Consider the following 15,095-nt stretch of genomic DNA (forward strand, 5'->3'; position numbering starts at 1 on the left):
CAGCTCCCGATTGTCGCTTATCGGGACCCTGCCTTTTGCCGCCGATGAACCGTTCCCCTCAATCGTGCTTGCAGATCCGGTCGAGGAGGTTGGCGGTGGCGCGCTGGACACGCGGGTCGACGTGGCCGGGGCGGTCGAGGGCCGGGGACCAGGCGAAGGTGCCGGCGGCGAAGACGTACGCGCCGCTGGGGGCGCGGTAGAGGGAGGTCTCCTGGTGGCAGCGGCGGCCGTCGGCCGACTCGTACGGCGAGTGGGCCAGCAGGATCCGCTCGGTACTCTCCGGCAGCGCGGTGCGCGGGTAGTAGCGGTCGGCCTCGCCCGCGACCAGGCCGGGAATCTCGTCGCCCTCGCCCGCCCCGGTGGCCTCCCACAGCCAGTGCCCGGCGTTGCGCACGATCAGCGGCGCGGGCTGCGGGACCCGGCCTGCGTACTGCACGCCGAGCAGCAACTGCTCGGGCTCGCCGAGGTCGCGCCAGAGCGCCGTACGGCCCTTGCTGTCGCCGTGCCGCTTGCGGCAGCTCAGCAGCCGGTCCGGGTCGCCGGCCGGGGAGGCGGCCAACTCGACCTGCCAGTACATGGTGTTGGCCGACAGGAAGACCAGCGAAGTGCCCGCGTCGCGGGCGGTCTCCGCGGCCCGGCGCATCGGCTTGGACCAGTATTCGTCGTGGCCGGGGAAGACCAGGCCGCGGTAGCGGGTGGGATCGATCCGGCCCGCGTGCAGATCGCGGGCGTCGGCGTACGCGACGTCGTAGCCGTAGCGTTCGGCGAAGCGGACGAAGTCGTAGGCGTGGCCGATGTGCAGCGGCAGGCCGGCGCCCGCGTAGGGGCGGTCGAACGAGACGGTGGTGGCGGCCTGTTCCTCGCCGAGCAGCTGCCCGCTCTCGTCCCACGCGTGGTAGAGGCTGGCGCCGGTCCTGCCGTCCTCGGGGTAGAGGTTGTACGCCTGCCAGGTCACGTCCGGCATCAGCAGCAGTAAGTCGGCCTCGTGGGCGGCGCGGACGGTGAAGGGGACATGGCTGCGGTAGCCGTCGGCGGTGGTGAGGACGGCGACGTACGCGCCGGTGTTCCAGTACGTGGGGATCTGCAACCGCCAGGACTGCCACCAGTGGTGGCAGGAGACGGTGCGTCCCGCGGCCAGCGGCGCGGGCTGCACGATGCCGGACAGCCGGGGGCTCGCCGACATCTTCGCGGCGCCGTCGCCGCCGTAGTGGCCGATCCGGTAGACGTCGACGGTGAACTCCTGCGGCGGGTCCACGGTGATCCGGAAGTCGACGGCCCCGCCGGGCAGGACGGAGCCGGCCGACGCGAAGCCTTTGATCTGCCGGCGCACGTCGTCGGCGGTGCGCGGTCCGGGGAAGCGCGGGCGGTGCGCGGCGCCGCCGCTGCCGGCCGCCAGGTCCACGTACCAGGGGACGACCTGGCCGGTGTCGTCGAGATACTGGGTGGCGCCGCGCAGCCAGGGCAACGGGCCCTGGCCGAAGGGGTCGGAGACCCCGTGGGCGAGCGCTCCGGACTCCCACCGCCGGATCTGATCCGTACTCATCGAAGCCCCTCCCTCACCTGTCCCGCCCCGCGCTCCGTCCCACTGTTCGCCATGTCACCCGTGCGGTGCAACGGTGCGGTGCTCCTGTCCAGCACATCACAGAAAGCACCGCTCTGGTTACCGTTCGTGGTGAATTATCGGAACGGATCGGGCGACGAGTGAACCAGATTCGGTCAACTCATGTGTGGTGAACGTCACATGACGCTGGTCAGGAGGGCCGCGCCCACCGCCGGGGAGCGGGCAGGACGGGTGTCCGGGCCCGCTTCGGGCCCTGGCCGGAATTCGCCGCTCCGGCGGTGCGGTGGCGTGGTGCTTGTCACACCGGGTCGGCGAGCCGGAGCGGCTTGTCCGCCCGGATGCCGACAGCCGCGAGCCAGGAGCGCAGCGGCGTCGCGTCGCCGTTCTCGACCAGGCGCAGCACCGGCCAGGTGAGGTCGGCGCGGCGGGCGCCGCCGACCAGCAGCGCCGGGCCGTCGAGCCAGTCCAGGCCCGGGTCGGCGCCCGCGGTGTCGACGGCCGCGCAGCACACGACGGCCGTGACGTGGTCGGTGAGCAGCTCGCGGCCGGTGCGGGGCGGGAGCAGCGGATACACGGGCGCGGGCAGGACGTCGTCCGCCGTCGTACGGCCGAGGCTCGGATCGGCGGCGGGGATGCCGGCCGGTACGGGGGCGGTCGGTGCGGGTCCGGGGCCGTCCGCCGAGGGGGCGGCCGAGGCGGCAGAAGGTGACGCGGAACCCGCCGCTTCCTCCTGGGCGACCAGGGCGCCGATCCGCGCGGCCAGTTCCTCGCTGCCGCCGCGCGAGAGCCGGTCGATGACGCGGGCCAGCGTGGCCTCGGGGGTGTCGGCGTGCGCGGGCGGCGGCACCTCGTCCAGCACCCGGATCAGCCGGGCGGCCTCGCTGCGCCAGATCCGGTCGACGACCTCCTGCGGATAGCCGTTCCAGCTCACCGGGGCCCAGTCGGGGCCCGGCCGCTGCGGACCGGCGTGGAAGAGCCGGGCCGCCAGCAGCGAGACCGCCTCGTCCATCAGCCCCGGCTCCTCCAGCAGGTCGCAGGCCGGGCGCTCGCCGAGCCTGGTCTCGAAGCCGTCGGCGAGCCGGTCGCGGCGGGACAGCTCGGTGAGCGCGGCGACCACCCCGGCGTCCAGCCGGGACGGCCAGCGGCCCATCCGCCACGCGGGCAGCGCCACCCGGGTGAGCAGCCGGTCCCAGCCCGCGTAGGCGAGGCCGACCTGTTCCTGGGCGACGATCCGCAGCCCGTAGTCGACCGCCTGGGCGCGCTCGGACGCCGACGCCGCCACGCACCGTTCCATCTCGGCGACATGGCCGCCGCAGCCGCGCAGCAGCAGCCGTACCGTCCAGCCGAGGAAGCCGAACACCGGGCGCAGCAGCACATTCCCCGCGCTGCCGTGCGCGGCGACGCCCGCGGCCGCGTCGAGCCCGCGCACGAAGCGCCGGGCCGCGGATATCTCCGGGTCGGCGGCCGGTCCTGTGCCCGCCACGACGGGCGCGAGCAGGGCGCGCAGCTCCGCGATCCGCATCCACCACATGAAGGGCGAGCCGATCACCAGCACCGGCGCGGGCCGGTCCTTGCCGCGCCGGGCCGCGCCGCCGGGGCCGGGCCTGCGCTCCTCCAGCCAGCTGTCGCAGTCCGGCGTCAGCTCTATCGCCGAGGGCGCGGGCACCTCCATCCGCTCCGCCAGGTCGCGGACCATCCGGTAGAGGTCGGGGGCGGCGGACTCGGCCACCGGCACGGCGGGGCTGACCGCGGGCCTGGCCCGTACGATCACCGCGGCGACGGCCGCCGCGATCAGCAGCACCACGAGCGCGCCGCCGGTCACTCCCCAGCGCACCCCGTCCCAGCGCGGGCCGATCCGGCCGGTCGCGCCGCCCGCGTGCAGCACGACCGCGGCGGCAGCCGGCAGCAGGACCGCGCCGAGCGCGGCGCCGCGGACCCGCAGCACCGCCAGGGCGCGGGAGCGCGCGACGGCCTCACCCGCTTCTCCGGCCATCGGCGACTCACCCCCTGCGCTGTGGTGACCGCCCCGATGGCGGCCTCCCCCCACTGTCGCACCGCCCACCGACATCGCAACGGCCGTACCGCTGATTGCCGCAATGTCCCGCAGTGCGCTTTCGGGGCACCATAGTTGGGCGCCGGGGAGGAGTCAGCCGTATGGCCGAGCCATCACTCCTTGGAGTGGCTTTGGTCAGAGACCGGCCGCTTTCGCGGCGATGTCCGTACGGTGATGACCGCCGTCCAGGCCGATCCGGTCGACCGCGCGATAGGCCCGGTCACGGGCCTTGGCCAGGTCGGAGCCGGTCGCGGTGACCGACAGCACCCGGCCGCCGGCGCTGACCACCCGCCCGTCGGCCAGCTTCGTCCCGGCGTGCAGGACGTAGGCGTGCTCGTCCTTCTCCGCAACCTCATCGAGGCCGGAGATGGGGTCGCCGGTGCGCGGGGTGTCCGGGTAGTTGTACGAGGCGATGACGACGGTCACCGCGGCGCCGTCGCTCCAGCGCAGCGGCGGGAAGGCGGCGAGCTGCCCGGTGGCGGCGGCCCGCAGCAGCCCGGCCAGCGGCGTCTTCAGCCGGGCGAGGACGACCTGGGTCTCCGGGTCGCCGAAGCGCGCGTTGAACTCGATCACCCGCACCCCGCGCGAGGTGATCGCCAGGCCCGCGTAGAGCAGTCCGGCGAAGGGGGTGCCGCGGCGGCGCAGCTCGTCGACGGTCGGCTGCAGCACCGTGCGCTCGACCTCGGCGACCAGCGCCGGGTCGGCCCAGGGCAGCGGCGAGTAGGCGCCCATACCACCGGTGTTGGGGCCCTCGTCGGCGTCCAGCGCGCGCTTGAAGTCCTGCGCGGGCTGCAACGGGACGACGGTCACACCGTCGGTGACCGCGAACAGCGACACCTCGGGGCCGTCCAGATACTCCTCGATGACCACCCGGTCGCAGCTCAGCGCGTGCGCCCGCGCCGCCGCCAGGTCGCCGGTCACCACGACGCCCTTGCCCGCCGCGAGCCCGTCGTCCTTGACGACGTAGGGCGCGCCGAAGGCGTCGAGGGCCGCGTCGATCTCGTCGGCGGTGGTGCACACATAGCTGCGCGCGGTCGGCACCCCGGCCGCGGCCATCACGTCCTTGGCGAACGCCTTGGAGCCCTCGAGCGCCGCGGCCTGCGCGGTCGGGCCGAAGCAGTCGATGCCCCGGGCCCGTACGGCGTCGGCGACCCCGGCGACCAGCGGCGCCTCGGGTCCGACGACCACGAAGTCCGCGCCGAGCCCGACGGCCAGGTCGGCGACGGCCGCGCCGTCGAGTGCGTCGACCGCGTGCAGCTCGGCGACCTCGGCGATACCGGCGTTGCCGGGCGCGCAGTGCAGCGAGGTGACGTCGGGATCGAGGGACAGGGAACGGCACAGGGCGTGTTCGCGGGCGCCGCCGCCGATGACAAGGACCTTCACGCGCACCAGGGTAGTGGGCCGCCGGGACGCGAGCCGCCCTCACTCTTTCGAGCGAAGGGGTACATCGGCCTATACCTGATCACGGTGCCCGTACGGGCGGATATCCGGAGATCCCCACCCCGCACTCAGCCGTTCGGCGGTAAGAAGAGAGCTTCGCAACCGGGCCGGAGAGCCGCAGAGGGGCCTTCGCGGCCGTACAAGGGAGTGTGCAGTGAGCCAGCCGGACATGTTTCCCGAGGAGACGCCCCGGGACGAGCCTGCGCGGCACGCGCTGCACCAAGAGCACGAGGACCTGCGGGCGCTGCCCTTCCCGCTCGGCGACTGGGGCGAGCCCGCCGAGCGCCTCGCCGAGCTGTACCGCTGGGCCGAGACCGGCGCCCTGCGCACCGCCGACTGGTACCTGGAGGACCGGGTGCGCAAGCGGCGCGGCGCCCGGGCGCTGCGGCTGGGCGCCGCGCTCTTCGGCACGGCGGGTGCCGCGCTGCCGCTCGTCGAGGTGACCGGCGCCACCGACACCACCGCGGGCTGGGGCTATCTCGCGCTGCTGCTGGCCGGTGTCTGCGTCGGCGCCGACCGGCTCTTCGGGCTCACCTCGGGCTGGATGCGGGACATGGCCACCGCCCAGGCGGTCCAGCGGCGGCTGGAGTCGCTGCGCTTCGACTGGGCCTCGGAGAGCGTGCGCGAGGTCCTCGGCCCCACCGAGGGCACCGCCGCCGAGGCCGCCGAGCGCTGTCTGGCGATCCTGCGCCGCTTCTGCGACGACCTCGCCGATCTCGTGCGCATGGAGACGGCCGACTGGATCGTCGAATTCGGCTCCCGCGCCTCCGGCGCCCCCTTGCGCACCCAGTCCGCCGCCTGGTGGCGCTCCTCCCCCGACCAGTCCTCCGCCCCGCGCCTCCCCCACCCGTCCACCCGCCCGAACATGCCGCGCCAGCGACCACCGGAGGCATGACGCCGGAACTGCCGGAGGGGGCCAAGGCAGAGGTACGGCCACACCGATTGGTTGACGATCCGCCCCCGGATGCCCCGGGAGGGTACGTCTTCGGGGATGGCCGGCCCCGTTGTAGCCGGCGAGCCAAAGGGCGCGCCGGTGTCGAAAGAGACGATGAGCAGGGAGCGAGGAACGAGCGACCGTCGAAGAGGAACGTCGACACCGGGTCTAAGCGCCCGGAGGCGAGAAGGCGGCAAAAAAGGGGGGAACCCTAGCTGAAGACGATCATCGAGCCCTGCCCCAAACTGCGGGTGGCCGCCGCGTGCAGGCCGAGCCAGACGTGGTGCTCGCGGGCGAAGGGGCCGTCGCCCGGGGGCGGCGGGGCCGCGGGCTCCTCCAGGGTGGTGTGGTGGTCCGGCGGGGCCGGGGGCAGTGGCGGGTTGGCGGGGTCGATGCCGATGACGGGGGCGACGAATTCGAGTTCGCGCAGCAGCCCGTGGCTGGAGCCCAGCGGGCCGCCGCCGGCGAGCAGTTCGTCGTTGACGACGGGCTGCGGGAAGTCGAGCGGCACATAGGCGCCGGCGTGGTCGTAGTGCCAGACCAGGTGCGAGCGCTGGGCGGTCGCCTCGAACATCTCCAGCAGCTGCTCGTAGTCGCCGCCGAGCGCGTCGACCGGGGTGACCTCCAGGCCCTGGAGGCTCAACAGATAGGCGCGGCGCAGGAAATGCAGCGCGTCGTAGTCGAAGCAGGCGATCGGGCCGACGTCGCCGGACAGGCCGGGCATGTAGCTGTAGACGGGCACGGGCGGCTGCCCGGCGTCGTTCAGGGCCTTGTCGTATCGGGCGAGTTCCTCGGAGAAGGGGTTTTCCGGGCTGTGGCAGAGCACGTCCACGAGCGGCACCAGCCACAAGTCGCAGGCCACGAACACTCCATCCGGTCGGGGGCGTACAGCCTAAAACGCCCGCGCCGGTCCCGTCATGGGTGGCACCGGTCCCGTCGTGGACGGCGCCGCTCGCGTCATGGACCGGAGGGTGCCAGCTTCTCCATCAGCGCGCGGGTGTGGTCGCTGTGGTCGAGGGTGAGCCGGCGGGCGGCGGCGGTGTCGCGGGCGGCGACGGCGTCGATCAGCTCGACATGGCCCGCCCAGCACACACCCGCGGTGTCGTCGAGGGCGCGCAGCAGCGGCACCGCGTAGATCCAGGTCTGGATCCGCATCCGGTCGAGGAATTCGCAGATGTGCGGATTGCCGCCGATGGCGGTGAGTTCGCGCCAGAAGCGCAGGTCGCAGCCGATGAGGATGTCCAGGACACCGGACCTGGCGGCCCGGGCGGCGGCCTCGGCGCGGCGGCGTACGGAGGCGATCGCGTCGGCGGGCAGCTCGCCCATGCCGGCCTCGGCCATCTGCCGGAAGGCGGCCTCGACGATGAACAGCCGCGCCTCGGTGAGGGTGCGGTAGTCGTCGGCGGTGAAGCGGCGCACCTGGAAGCCGCGGTGCTGCTCGACCTCCAGCAGGCCCTGCGCCGCGAGGTCCACCAGCGCCTCGCGGACGGGCGTGGCGGAGACGCCGTACAGCTCGGCGATCTCCTTGACGGTGAAGTGCCGGCCCGCCTGGAGGCGGCCGGTGAGCACCTCGTCGCGCAGGGCGTCGGCGATCTGCTGGCGCAGGCTGCTGCGCCGCACGGGCGAGCCGCCGCCGTCCGCCGCCATGCCGTCACCTCCGTCGCGCCGGGTCGTCCGTCCACCCCGGGTGGGTTCGTACGTTCGTACGCCCGCGGGGCTGCCGGACACGATATGCGAAGCCCGTGCGCTTCTGCGCGCCGTGACGGGCGGGCGGGGGGCGGGACCCGGGTGCGGGACACCGCTGCGGGCGCGGGTGCGGACGCGGGAGTGAGTACGAAGGTGAGTACGTCCTTGAGTACGCCGTGGTGGGACACCCCTGACCCCGGCGGCGTTCATACGCTTATTCTTCGCCGTACACGTCGGACAGCGGTGGGGGAAGAGCGACGATGGACGAGCTGAGGCCCGGCGATCCGCAGGGGATCGGCGCCTACCGGCTGCTGGGCAGGCTGGGCATTGGCGGCATGGGCATCGTCTACCTCGCCCGTTCCGAGCGCGGCCGTACGGTCGCGGTGAAGCTGGTCCGCGAGGAGCTGGCCGAGCAGGAGGAATTCCGCAGCCGGTTCCGGCGCGAGGTGCAGGCCGCCCGCCGGGTGGGCGGGCAGTGGACGGCGCCGGTGCTGGACGCCGACACCGAGGCCGCGGTGCCGTGGGTGGCCACCGGTTATGTCGCGGGGCCCTCGCTCCAGCAGGTGATCAAGCAGTACGGGCCGCTGCCGGAGTCTTCGGTGCGGGTGCTCGCCTCGGGCCTCGCGCACGCGCTGCGCGACATCCACGCCGCCGGTCTGGTGCACCGCGATCTCAAACCTTCGAACGTGATGATCACCATCGACGGTCCCCGGGTGATCGACTTCGGTATCGCGCGCGCCCTGGAGACGGTCGCGGGCGGCGATTCCCTCACCCATACCGGCGCCATGGTGGGCTCCCCCGGTTTCATGTCGCCCGAGCAGGTGCGCGGCGACCGGGTCACGCCCGCCTGCGACATCTTCTGCCTGGGGTCGGTGCTGGCCTACGCCGCCACCGGCCTCCAGCCGTTCGGCGCCGCCAGCAGCGGGGTGCACGCCCAGATGTTCCGGATCGTGCAGGAGCCGCCGGACCTGGACGGGGTGCCGGAGGGGCTGCGCGAGCTGGTCACGGACTGCCTGACCAAGGCGCCCGAGCTGCGGCCGGAGCTGGCGGAGGTGCTGGAACGGCTGGAGCTGCCGGGCGGTGACGGTGCGGGGTCGGCCGGAGCCAGGGCCGCCGGAGCGCGGGACGGGAGCGCCGAGCCGTGGCTGCCGGGTGCGATCGTCGCCGAGCTGGGGCGGCACGCGGTACGGCTGCTGGAGGTGGAATCCGCGGCGGCCCCGGCCCCCGACCGGACGGCCGTCGACACGGCGCCGCCCGCCGCCGCACCTGACGCGACGCCCCGCCCGCTGCCGCCGACCGCGTACGCGCCGACGGCGTACGCACCCACGTACAGCTCCCCGACGTACAGCTCCCCCTCGTACAGCTCCACCGGCTACGCGCGGCCGGCCCTGCCGCCGGGCGGGACGCCACCGCCGCCGACCTATGCGCAGCCGGGTCCCGGGCCCGCGCCGAGGTCGCGGCGCGGCGCGCTGATCGCCGCGGTGGTGGCGCTGGTCGTGGTGGCGGGCGGCGCGACCGCGTACATCGCGAGCCGCGGCGGGACGAAGGACGACGACGCGCACCCGCCGCCACCGACCACGACGGCCACCGCGACCGGGACCCCCACAGGCACTCCGACGGGGCGGACGGACCCGGACTCGCCGGTGCCGTCCGCCATGGTCGGCGTCTGGCGGACCTCCTTCAGCACCGACGAGGAGGGCGACAACACCAGGACGCTGACGGTGAAGGCGGACGGCACGGTGGAGCTGTCCGGCGACAGCGCCACCTACGCGTGCTTCTGGACGATGCACGTCACCTCGGCGGGACCGCCGGTCGCGCTCAGCCCGTCGAAGGTGGTGACGGGGACGCCCGCCAGTTCGTGCAGCCCCGGCGGCGCCACCACGCTCACCCTGGTGGACGACACCCATCTGCGCCGCGACAACGTCGACGCGGGCAAGGCGCCGCTGACGTACACAAAGGTGCAGCAGTAAGCCCCGCCCACCTGGGTGAGCGGGGCTTACACACGCCTGCGCCGGACGGTGCCGGAAGGGTCAGACGAACGAGTTGATCTCGATCGTCTCGGTGCGGCCCGGGCCGACACCGATCGCGGAGATCGGGGCGCCCGACATCTCCTCGAGCGCCTTGACGTACGCCTGCGCGTTCTTCGGCAGGTCGGACAGCGACTTCGCCTTGGTGATGTCCTCCGACCAGCCGGGCAGGTACTCGTAGACCGGCTTGGCGTGGTGGAAGTCGGACTGGCTGTACGGCAGTTCCTCGACGCGGCGGCCGTCGATCTCGTACGCGACGCAGACCGGGATCTGCTCCCAGCCGGTGAGGATGTCCAGCTTGGTGAGGAAGAAGTCGGTCAGGCCGTTCACCCGGGTGGCGTAGCGGGCGATGACCGCGTCGAACCAGCCGCAGCGCCGGTCGCGGCCGGTGGTGACACCGAATTCATGGCCGACCGTACGCAGCCGGTCGCCGTCCGCGTCGAGCAGTTCGGTGGGGAACGGTCCGGAGCCGACACGCGTTGTGTAGGCCTTGAGGATGCCGATCACCCGGCTGATCTTCGTGGGTCCTACGCCACTGCCGGTGCAGGCGCCGCCGGACGTCGGGTTCGACGAGGTGACGAAGGGGTAGGTGCCGTGGTCGACGTCGAGGAGCGTGCCCTGGCCGCCCTCCATGAGCACGACCTTGCCCTCGTCGAGCGCGTTGTTGAGCACCAGGGCCGTGTCGGTGACATAGCCCTTGATCTGCTCGGCGTAGCCCAGGTACTCCTCGACGACCTGCGCGGTGCTGATCGCGCGCCGGTTGAAGATCTTGACCAGGATCTGGTTCTTCTCGTTGAGCGCCGCGTCGACCTTCTGCTGAAGGATCGATTCGTCGAACAGGTCCTGGACGCGGATGCCGACCCGGTTGATCTTGTCGGCGTAGGCCGGGCCGATGCCGCGGCCGGTGGTGCCGATCTTGCGGTTGCCGAGGAACCGCTCCGTCACCTTGTCGATGGTCTGGTGATAGGGCGTGATCAGGTGGGCGTTACCGCTGATCAGCAGTTTGGAGGTGTCGACGCCGCGCTCGTTCAGCCCGCTCAGCTCGGAGAGCAGGACCGCCGGGTCGACGACGACACCGTTCCCGATGACCGGGGTGCACCCCGGTGACAGGATTCCGGAGGGGAGGAGATGCAGTGCGTACTTCTGGTCGCCGACGACGACCGTGTGGCCGGCGTTGTTGCCGCCCTGGTAACGCACCACATAGTCCACGGAGCCACCGAGCAGGTCGGTGGCCTTCCCCTTGCCCTCGTCACCCCACTGAGCACCGAGCAGCACAAGTGCGGGCACAGGCGTACACCCCTTCCGGGCGGGGCATGTCCAACGTGCAGAGAGCCGTCGAACCTGCCCCGGAATAGACGAAGCCCCTGACGCAAAGGCGCAAGGGGCTCTTGCACCGAGATTTTACCTGAGGAAGGACCGAGGTGTCGGCCGTGTCTCCTGGGCATCCTCCCCCGGACTCCGACCGGGAGCACCCGCTGCTCCTGGTCATCGACCCCGCGGCACGCGCTGTCGACGGTGAATCCGTCCGGATCGCCAAGGATGTCCTGTGCGCGGGGGCGTCCTCCGTGAAAGTTTGCGTGCCGGATTCCGCGGAGGAGGCGGAGCGCGCGCTCGCGCACCGCGGCCGGCGTCACCCTGTGGTGCTCGGCGACGACAGCGCGCTGCTGCGGACGGTACGGGCGCTGCACCGCGACCGGACGCTGGGCGAGGCGCCGCTCGCGCTGGTGCCGATCGGGCCGCGCTCGGCGCTGGCCCGCGGTCTCGGGGTGCCGGGCCAGGTGCTGCCGGCGGCCCGCGCGGTGCTCGACGGCGTGGAGCGCGAGCTGGACCTGCTGGTGGACGAGAGCGGCGGCATCGTGCTGGGCGCGCTGAGCATTCCGTGCGGCACACCGGTGTCGCGGACCGCCGCGCACTGGTGGACGCCGGTGGAGAAGACCGCCCGCTCCCTGGTGCGCACGCTGACCGCGCCGATCCCGGTCAACGGCAGTCCGCCGCCGCAGCGGCTGCGGGTGGAGGCCGACGGCGTACTGCTCGCCGACCTCGACCAGCCGGTGCGCGAGGTGTCGGTGCGCACCTCGCCGTCGGGCGTGGCGGAGGTGTTCGTGCGCCGTACGGAGGGCGCGGAGCACGTCCGCGCGCAGGCCCGCACCATCACCGTCTCCGGCCGGGACTTCCGCTACCGCGCCGACTCCGCCGTCACCGGTCCGGTCCGCACCCGTACGTGGACGCTGGAGCCGTCGGCGTGGCGGCTGACGGTGCCGCGCCGCTGACGCCCGTGCGGCGCCGTCACCAGGTGACGAGCAGCTCCTCCACGCCCCGGATCACATAGCCGGGCCGCCAGGACGGTTCCGCGACCGGCTTCATGCCGGGGGCGGAGCGCAGGAAAGTGCCGAAGGAGGCGGCGAGTTCGAGGCGGGCCAGCGGGGCGCCGAGGCAGTAGTGGATGCCGGCGCCGAAGGTGACATGGCGGTTGCCGTCGGCGGGGCGGGTGACGTCGAAGCGGTCCGGGTCGGTGAAGCGGGCCGGGTCGCGGTTGGCGGAGCCGAAGAGCATGGCGACCTCGGAGCCGCGCGGGATCACCGTGCCGCCGACCTCGATGTCGTCCAGCACCCACCGCTCGAACATCTGCAAGGGGGTGTCGTAGCGCAGCATCTCCTCGACACCGTCCCGCAGCCGCTCCGGCGCCCCGTACAGCGCCGCGAGCTGGTCGGGGTGGCGGAAGAGGGTGAGCCAGCCGACGGTGGTGGTGTTGACGGTGGCCTCGTGGCCGGCGTTCAGCAGCAGCACGATGGTGGAGACCATCTCCTGCTCGCTGAGCACGTCCCCGTCCTCGCGGGCCGCGATCAGCGCGCTGATCAGGTCCTCGCCGGGGTCGGTGCGCCGGGCGGCGATCAGCTCCCGCAGGTAGGCGGAGAATTCCTCGCTCGCGGTGACCGCGCGGCGGGCGCTGTCCTCGGTCGGGTTCAGCTCGAACATCCCGGTGATCGCCGCCGACCAGGGCCGCAGCAGTCCGCGGTCGGCGGGCGGGATGCCCAGCATCTCGGCGATCACCGCGACCGGCAGCGGCTCGGCGACCCGGGACAGCAGGTCGCCGCCGCCGTCCGCGTACAGGGAGGTGACCAGTTCGGCGGCGAGCCGCTCCACGGTGGGCGTCAGATTCTCCACCGTGCGCGGGGTGAACGCCTTGGCGACCAGGCGGCGGATCCGGGTGTGCGCGGGCGCCTCCAGGTCGAGCAGCCCGTTGCCGTTGAGCGTGGTGAAGGGTTCGTGCGCGGCGGGCGGCGCCTCGCGGCCGAACTCCTCGTGCGTGAAGCGGTGCAGATACGTACGGCCCAGGCGCCGGTCGCGCAGCAGGGCGTTGACGTCGTCGTGGTGCGGGATCAGCCACTGCCGGGTCGGCTCGAACCAGTGAGCGCGGCCGGCCGCGCGCAGCGCCGCGTACGCCGGGTACGGGTCGGCGACGAAGGACGGCGACCAGGGGTCGAAGCCGGCCCCGGACGGGACGGACGGGACAGCAGGTGTGCTCATGGCAGATCGATCAATCCGTGTTCGCGGAGGTAGGCGAGCTGCGCCTGGACGGACAGCTCGGCGGCGGGCCACAGGGAGCGGTCCACATCGGCGTAGACGTGGGCGACGACATCGGCAGCGGTGCGCAGCCCCGATTCGACGGCCGTCTCGACCTGGGCGAGCCGGTGCGCCCGGTGGGCGAGATAGAACTCGACGGCGCCGCGGGCGTCGTCGAGCACCGGGCCGTGCCCCGGCAGCACGGTGTCCACGCCGCCGTCGACCGTGAGTGCCTGGAGCCGCCGCAGCGAGTCCAGGTAGTCGCCGAGCCGGCCGTCGGGGTGCGCGACCACCGTGGTGCCGCGACCGAGCACGGTGTCACCGGTCAGCACCGCGCTGTCGGCCGGGAGGTGGAAGGAGAGCGAGTCGGCGGTGTGCCCCGGGGTGGCGATCACCCGCAGCTCCAGGCCGCCGGTGGTCACCGTGTCGCCCGCCGCCAGGCCCTCGTCGCCGAGCCGCAGCGCCGGGTCGAGCGCCCGGACCCGGGTCCTGGTCAGCTCGGCGAACCGGGCCGCGCCCTCGGCGTGGTCGGGGTGGCCGTGGGTGAGCAGGGTCAGGGCGACCCGCTTGCCCGCGCGCTCGGCGGTCTCCACCACATGGGCGAGATGCCCCTCGTCCAGCGGGCCCGGGTCGATGACGACGGCGAGGGGCGAGTCGGGCTCGGCGACGATCCAGGTGTTGGTGCCGTCCAGCGTCATCGCCGACGGGTTGGGCGCCAGCACGCACAGCGCGCGGGCGGTGGCCCGGCCGCCGATGGTGGTCTGCGGCTCGCCGGGGAGCTGGGCTGCGGTCACCGGGCGTCTCCGTTCGGCTCGGCATGCGTCGCCCCGTCAGGGCCCTGCGCGGGGTCAGGATCTGGGTCCTGGCCCGGCAGTCTTCCCGCCGAGCCCGGGATGAAGCGGGTGAATTCGTCGTGGCCGGGCCAGGTCAGCACGACCCCGCCGTCCGCGTCGAGCGCGGCGCGGGCCAGGACGGGCGTCAGGTCGCGGTGCGCGGCGGCGGCCAGCGCGTCGGCGGCCGAGGCGTACGGCGTCAGGTCGCGCAGGGTGGTGATGGTCGGCGGCAGCATGCTCATCTCGCCGCGGTCGTAGCCCGCGGCGGCCTCGGCGGGCCGCAGCCACACCGTGTGGTCCGCCTCGCCGGACACGTCCCGGGTGCGCTGCCCGGCCGGGAGGGTGGCGAGGAAGAACCAGGTGTCGTAGCGCCGCTCCTCGAACTCCGGGGTGATCCAGCGCGCCCACGGCCCGAGCAGGTCCGAGCGCAGCACCAGGTCGCGGCGGGCGAGGAAGTCGGCGAAGGCCAGGTCGTGCGCGGCGAGCGCGGCCCGGTCGGCCTCCCAGTCCGCGCCGGTGATGTCGGCCACGACCGTCTCCGCGTCAGGACCGGCGAGCAGCACCCCCGACTCCTCGAAGGTCTCCCGCACCGCCGCGCACACCACGGCCTGCGCGACGGCCGACGTCGTACCGAGCGCCGCGGCCCACGCGTCCAGCGAAGGACCGGCCCAGCCGACCGGCCGTTCGTCGCGCGGGTCGACACCGCCGCCCGGATACGCGTACGCGCCCCCGGCGAAGGCCATGGAGGCGCGTCTGCGCAGCAGATGGACGGCGGGGCCGCCGCCGTCGGTGTCCCGCAGCAGCAGGACGGTAGCCGCCCGGCGCGGTACGGCGGGGACCAGTTCCCCGCTCGTCAGCGCCCGGATCCGGTCCGGCCACGAGGCGGGGAACATCTGTCCGTCGGTCCTGGTCATGGGCCGGATGCTACGGGGAACCGCCGGGATGTTCGAGAGCACGCCCGCCGCGTACGGCCGTGCCGGGAGACACGGCCGTTGTC

Annotated in this window: 12 protein-coding genes; 3 read left to right on the plus strand and 9 right to left on the minus strand. The window is 73.5% G+C overall.

Annotated elements, in window-relative coordinates; all coding sequences use genetic code 11:
- Window positions 1-58: 58 nt before the first annotated feature.
- The 3 genes from BM076_RS25390 to purD all read right to left on the minus strand — a co-directional run bounded on the left by BM076_RS25390 (window position 59) and on the right by purD (window position 4,997).
- Complete coding sequence (locus BM076_RS25390; protein WP_093716010.1) at window positions 59-1,543, minus strand: N,N-dimethylformamidase beta subunit family domain-containing protein; 1,485 nt, start codon at window positions 1,541-1,543, stop codon at window positions 59-61.
- Between the two features lie 316 nt (window positions 1,544-1,859).
- Window positions 1,860-3,554, minus strand: coding sequence for a hypothetical protein (locus BM076_RS25395; protein WP_093716011.1), 1,695 nt, complete (start codon window positions 3,552-3,554; stop codon window positions 1,860-1,862).
- Between the two features lie 195 nt (window positions 3,555-3,749).
- Window positions 3,750-4,997 carry a phosphoribosylamine--glycine ligase gene (purD, locus tag BM076_RS25400; protein ID WP_093716069.1) on the minus strand — a complete coding sequence of 416 codons (1,248 nt, stop codon included), beginning with the start codon at window positions 4,995-4,997 and terminating at the stop codon, window positions 3,750-3,752.
- 211 nt (window positions 4,998-5,208) lie between these two features.
- Between purD and BM076_RS25405 the strand changes: the two genes are divergently transcribed.
- Complete coding sequence (locus BM076_RS25405; RefSeq protein ID WP_093716012.1) at window positions 5,209-5,949, plus strand: SLATT domain-containing protein; 741 nt, start codon at window positions 5,209-5,211, stop codon at window positions 5,947-5,949.
- A gap of 250 nt (window positions 5,950-6,199) precedes the next feature.
- Here the strand turns inward: BM076_RS25405 and BM076_RS25415 are convergent, their stop codons facing one another.
- Both BM076_RS25415 and BM076_RS25420 read right to left on the minus strand, forming a co-directional pair.
- Window positions 6,200-6,850 carry a hypothetical protein gene (locus tag BM076_RS25415; protein ID WP_093716014.1) on the minus strand — a complete coding sequence of 217 codons (651 nt, stop codon included), beginning with the start codon at window positions 6,848-6,850 and terminating at the stop codon, window positions 6,200-6,202.
- A 95-nt stretch (window positions 6,851-6,945) separates the two neighbouring features.
- A complete protein-coding gene (locus BM076_RS25420; RefSeq protein WP_093716015.1) occupies window positions 6,946-7,635 on the minus strand; it encodes a GntR family transcriptional regulator in 690 nt (229 codons plus the stop codon).
- A 299-nt stretch (window positions 7,636-7,934) separates the two neighbouring features.
- On the opposite strand from BM076_RS25420, the gene BM076_RS25425 reads away from it, so the two are divergent.
- Window positions 7,935-9,644, plus strand: a complete 1,710-nt coding sequence (locus tag BM076_RS25425; protein ID WP_093716016.1) for a serine/threonine-protein kinase — start codon at window positions 7,935-7,937, stop codon at window positions 9,642-9,644.
- 60 nt (window positions 9,645-9,704) lie between these two features.
- Here the strand turns inward: BM076_RS25425 and BM076_RS25430 are convergent, their stop codons facing one another.
- Window positions 9,705-10,988: an adenylosuccinate synthase gene (locus BM076_RS25430; RefSeq protein ID WP_093716017.1), complete on the minus strand. Its 1,284-nt coding sequence runs from the start codon at window positions 10,986-10,988 to the stop codon at window positions 9,705-9,707.
- 143 nt (window positions 10,989-11,131) lie between these two features.
- Between BM076_RS25430 and BM076_RS25435 the strand changes: the two genes are divergently transcribed.
- A complete protein-coding gene (locus BM076_RS25435; RefSeq protein ID WP_407640707.1) occupies window positions 11,132-11,971 on the plus strand; it encodes a diacylglycerol kinase family protein in 840 nt (279 codons plus the stop codon).
- Window positions 11,972-11,987: 16 nt separating this feature from the next.
- On the opposite strand, the gene BM076_RS25440 is transcribed toward BM076_RS25435, so the two are convergent.
- Genes BM076_RS25440 through BM076_RS25450 form a run of 3 tightly spaced genes read right to left on the minus strand, consistent with a single transcriptional unit; the run spans window position 11,988 to window position 15,012 of the window.
- Window positions 11,988-13,229, minus strand: coding sequence for a cytochrome P450 (locus BM076_RS25440; protein ID WP_093716018.1), 1,242 nt, complete (start codon window positions 13,227-13,229; stop codon window positions 11,988-11,990).
- Window positions 13,226-14,059 carry an MBL fold metallo-hydrolase gene (locus BM076_RS25445; RefSeq protein ID WP_093716019.1) on the minus strand — a complete coding sequence of 278 codons (834 nt, stop codon included), beginning with the start codon at window positions 14,057-14,059 and terminating at the stop codon, window positions 13,226-13,228. Before BM076_RS25445 ends, BM076_RS25440 begins: the two co-directional genes overlap by 4 nt.
- Complete coding sequence (locus BM076_RS25450) at window positions 14,056-15,012, minus strand: NUDIX hydrolase (RefSeq protein WP_177246601.1); 957 nt, start codon at window positions 15,010-15,012, stop codon at window positions 14,056-14,058. Before BM076_RS25450 ends, BM076_RS25445 begins: the two co-directional genes overlap by 4 nt.
- Window positions 15,013-15,095 lie beyond the last annotated feature (83 nt).

The sequence above is a fragment of the Actinacidiphila alni genome, from assembly GCF_900112845.1.
Taxonomy (GTDB): domain Bacteria; phylum Actinomycetota; class Actinomycetes; order Streptomycetales; family Streptomycetaceae; genus Actinacidiphila; species Actinacidiphila alni.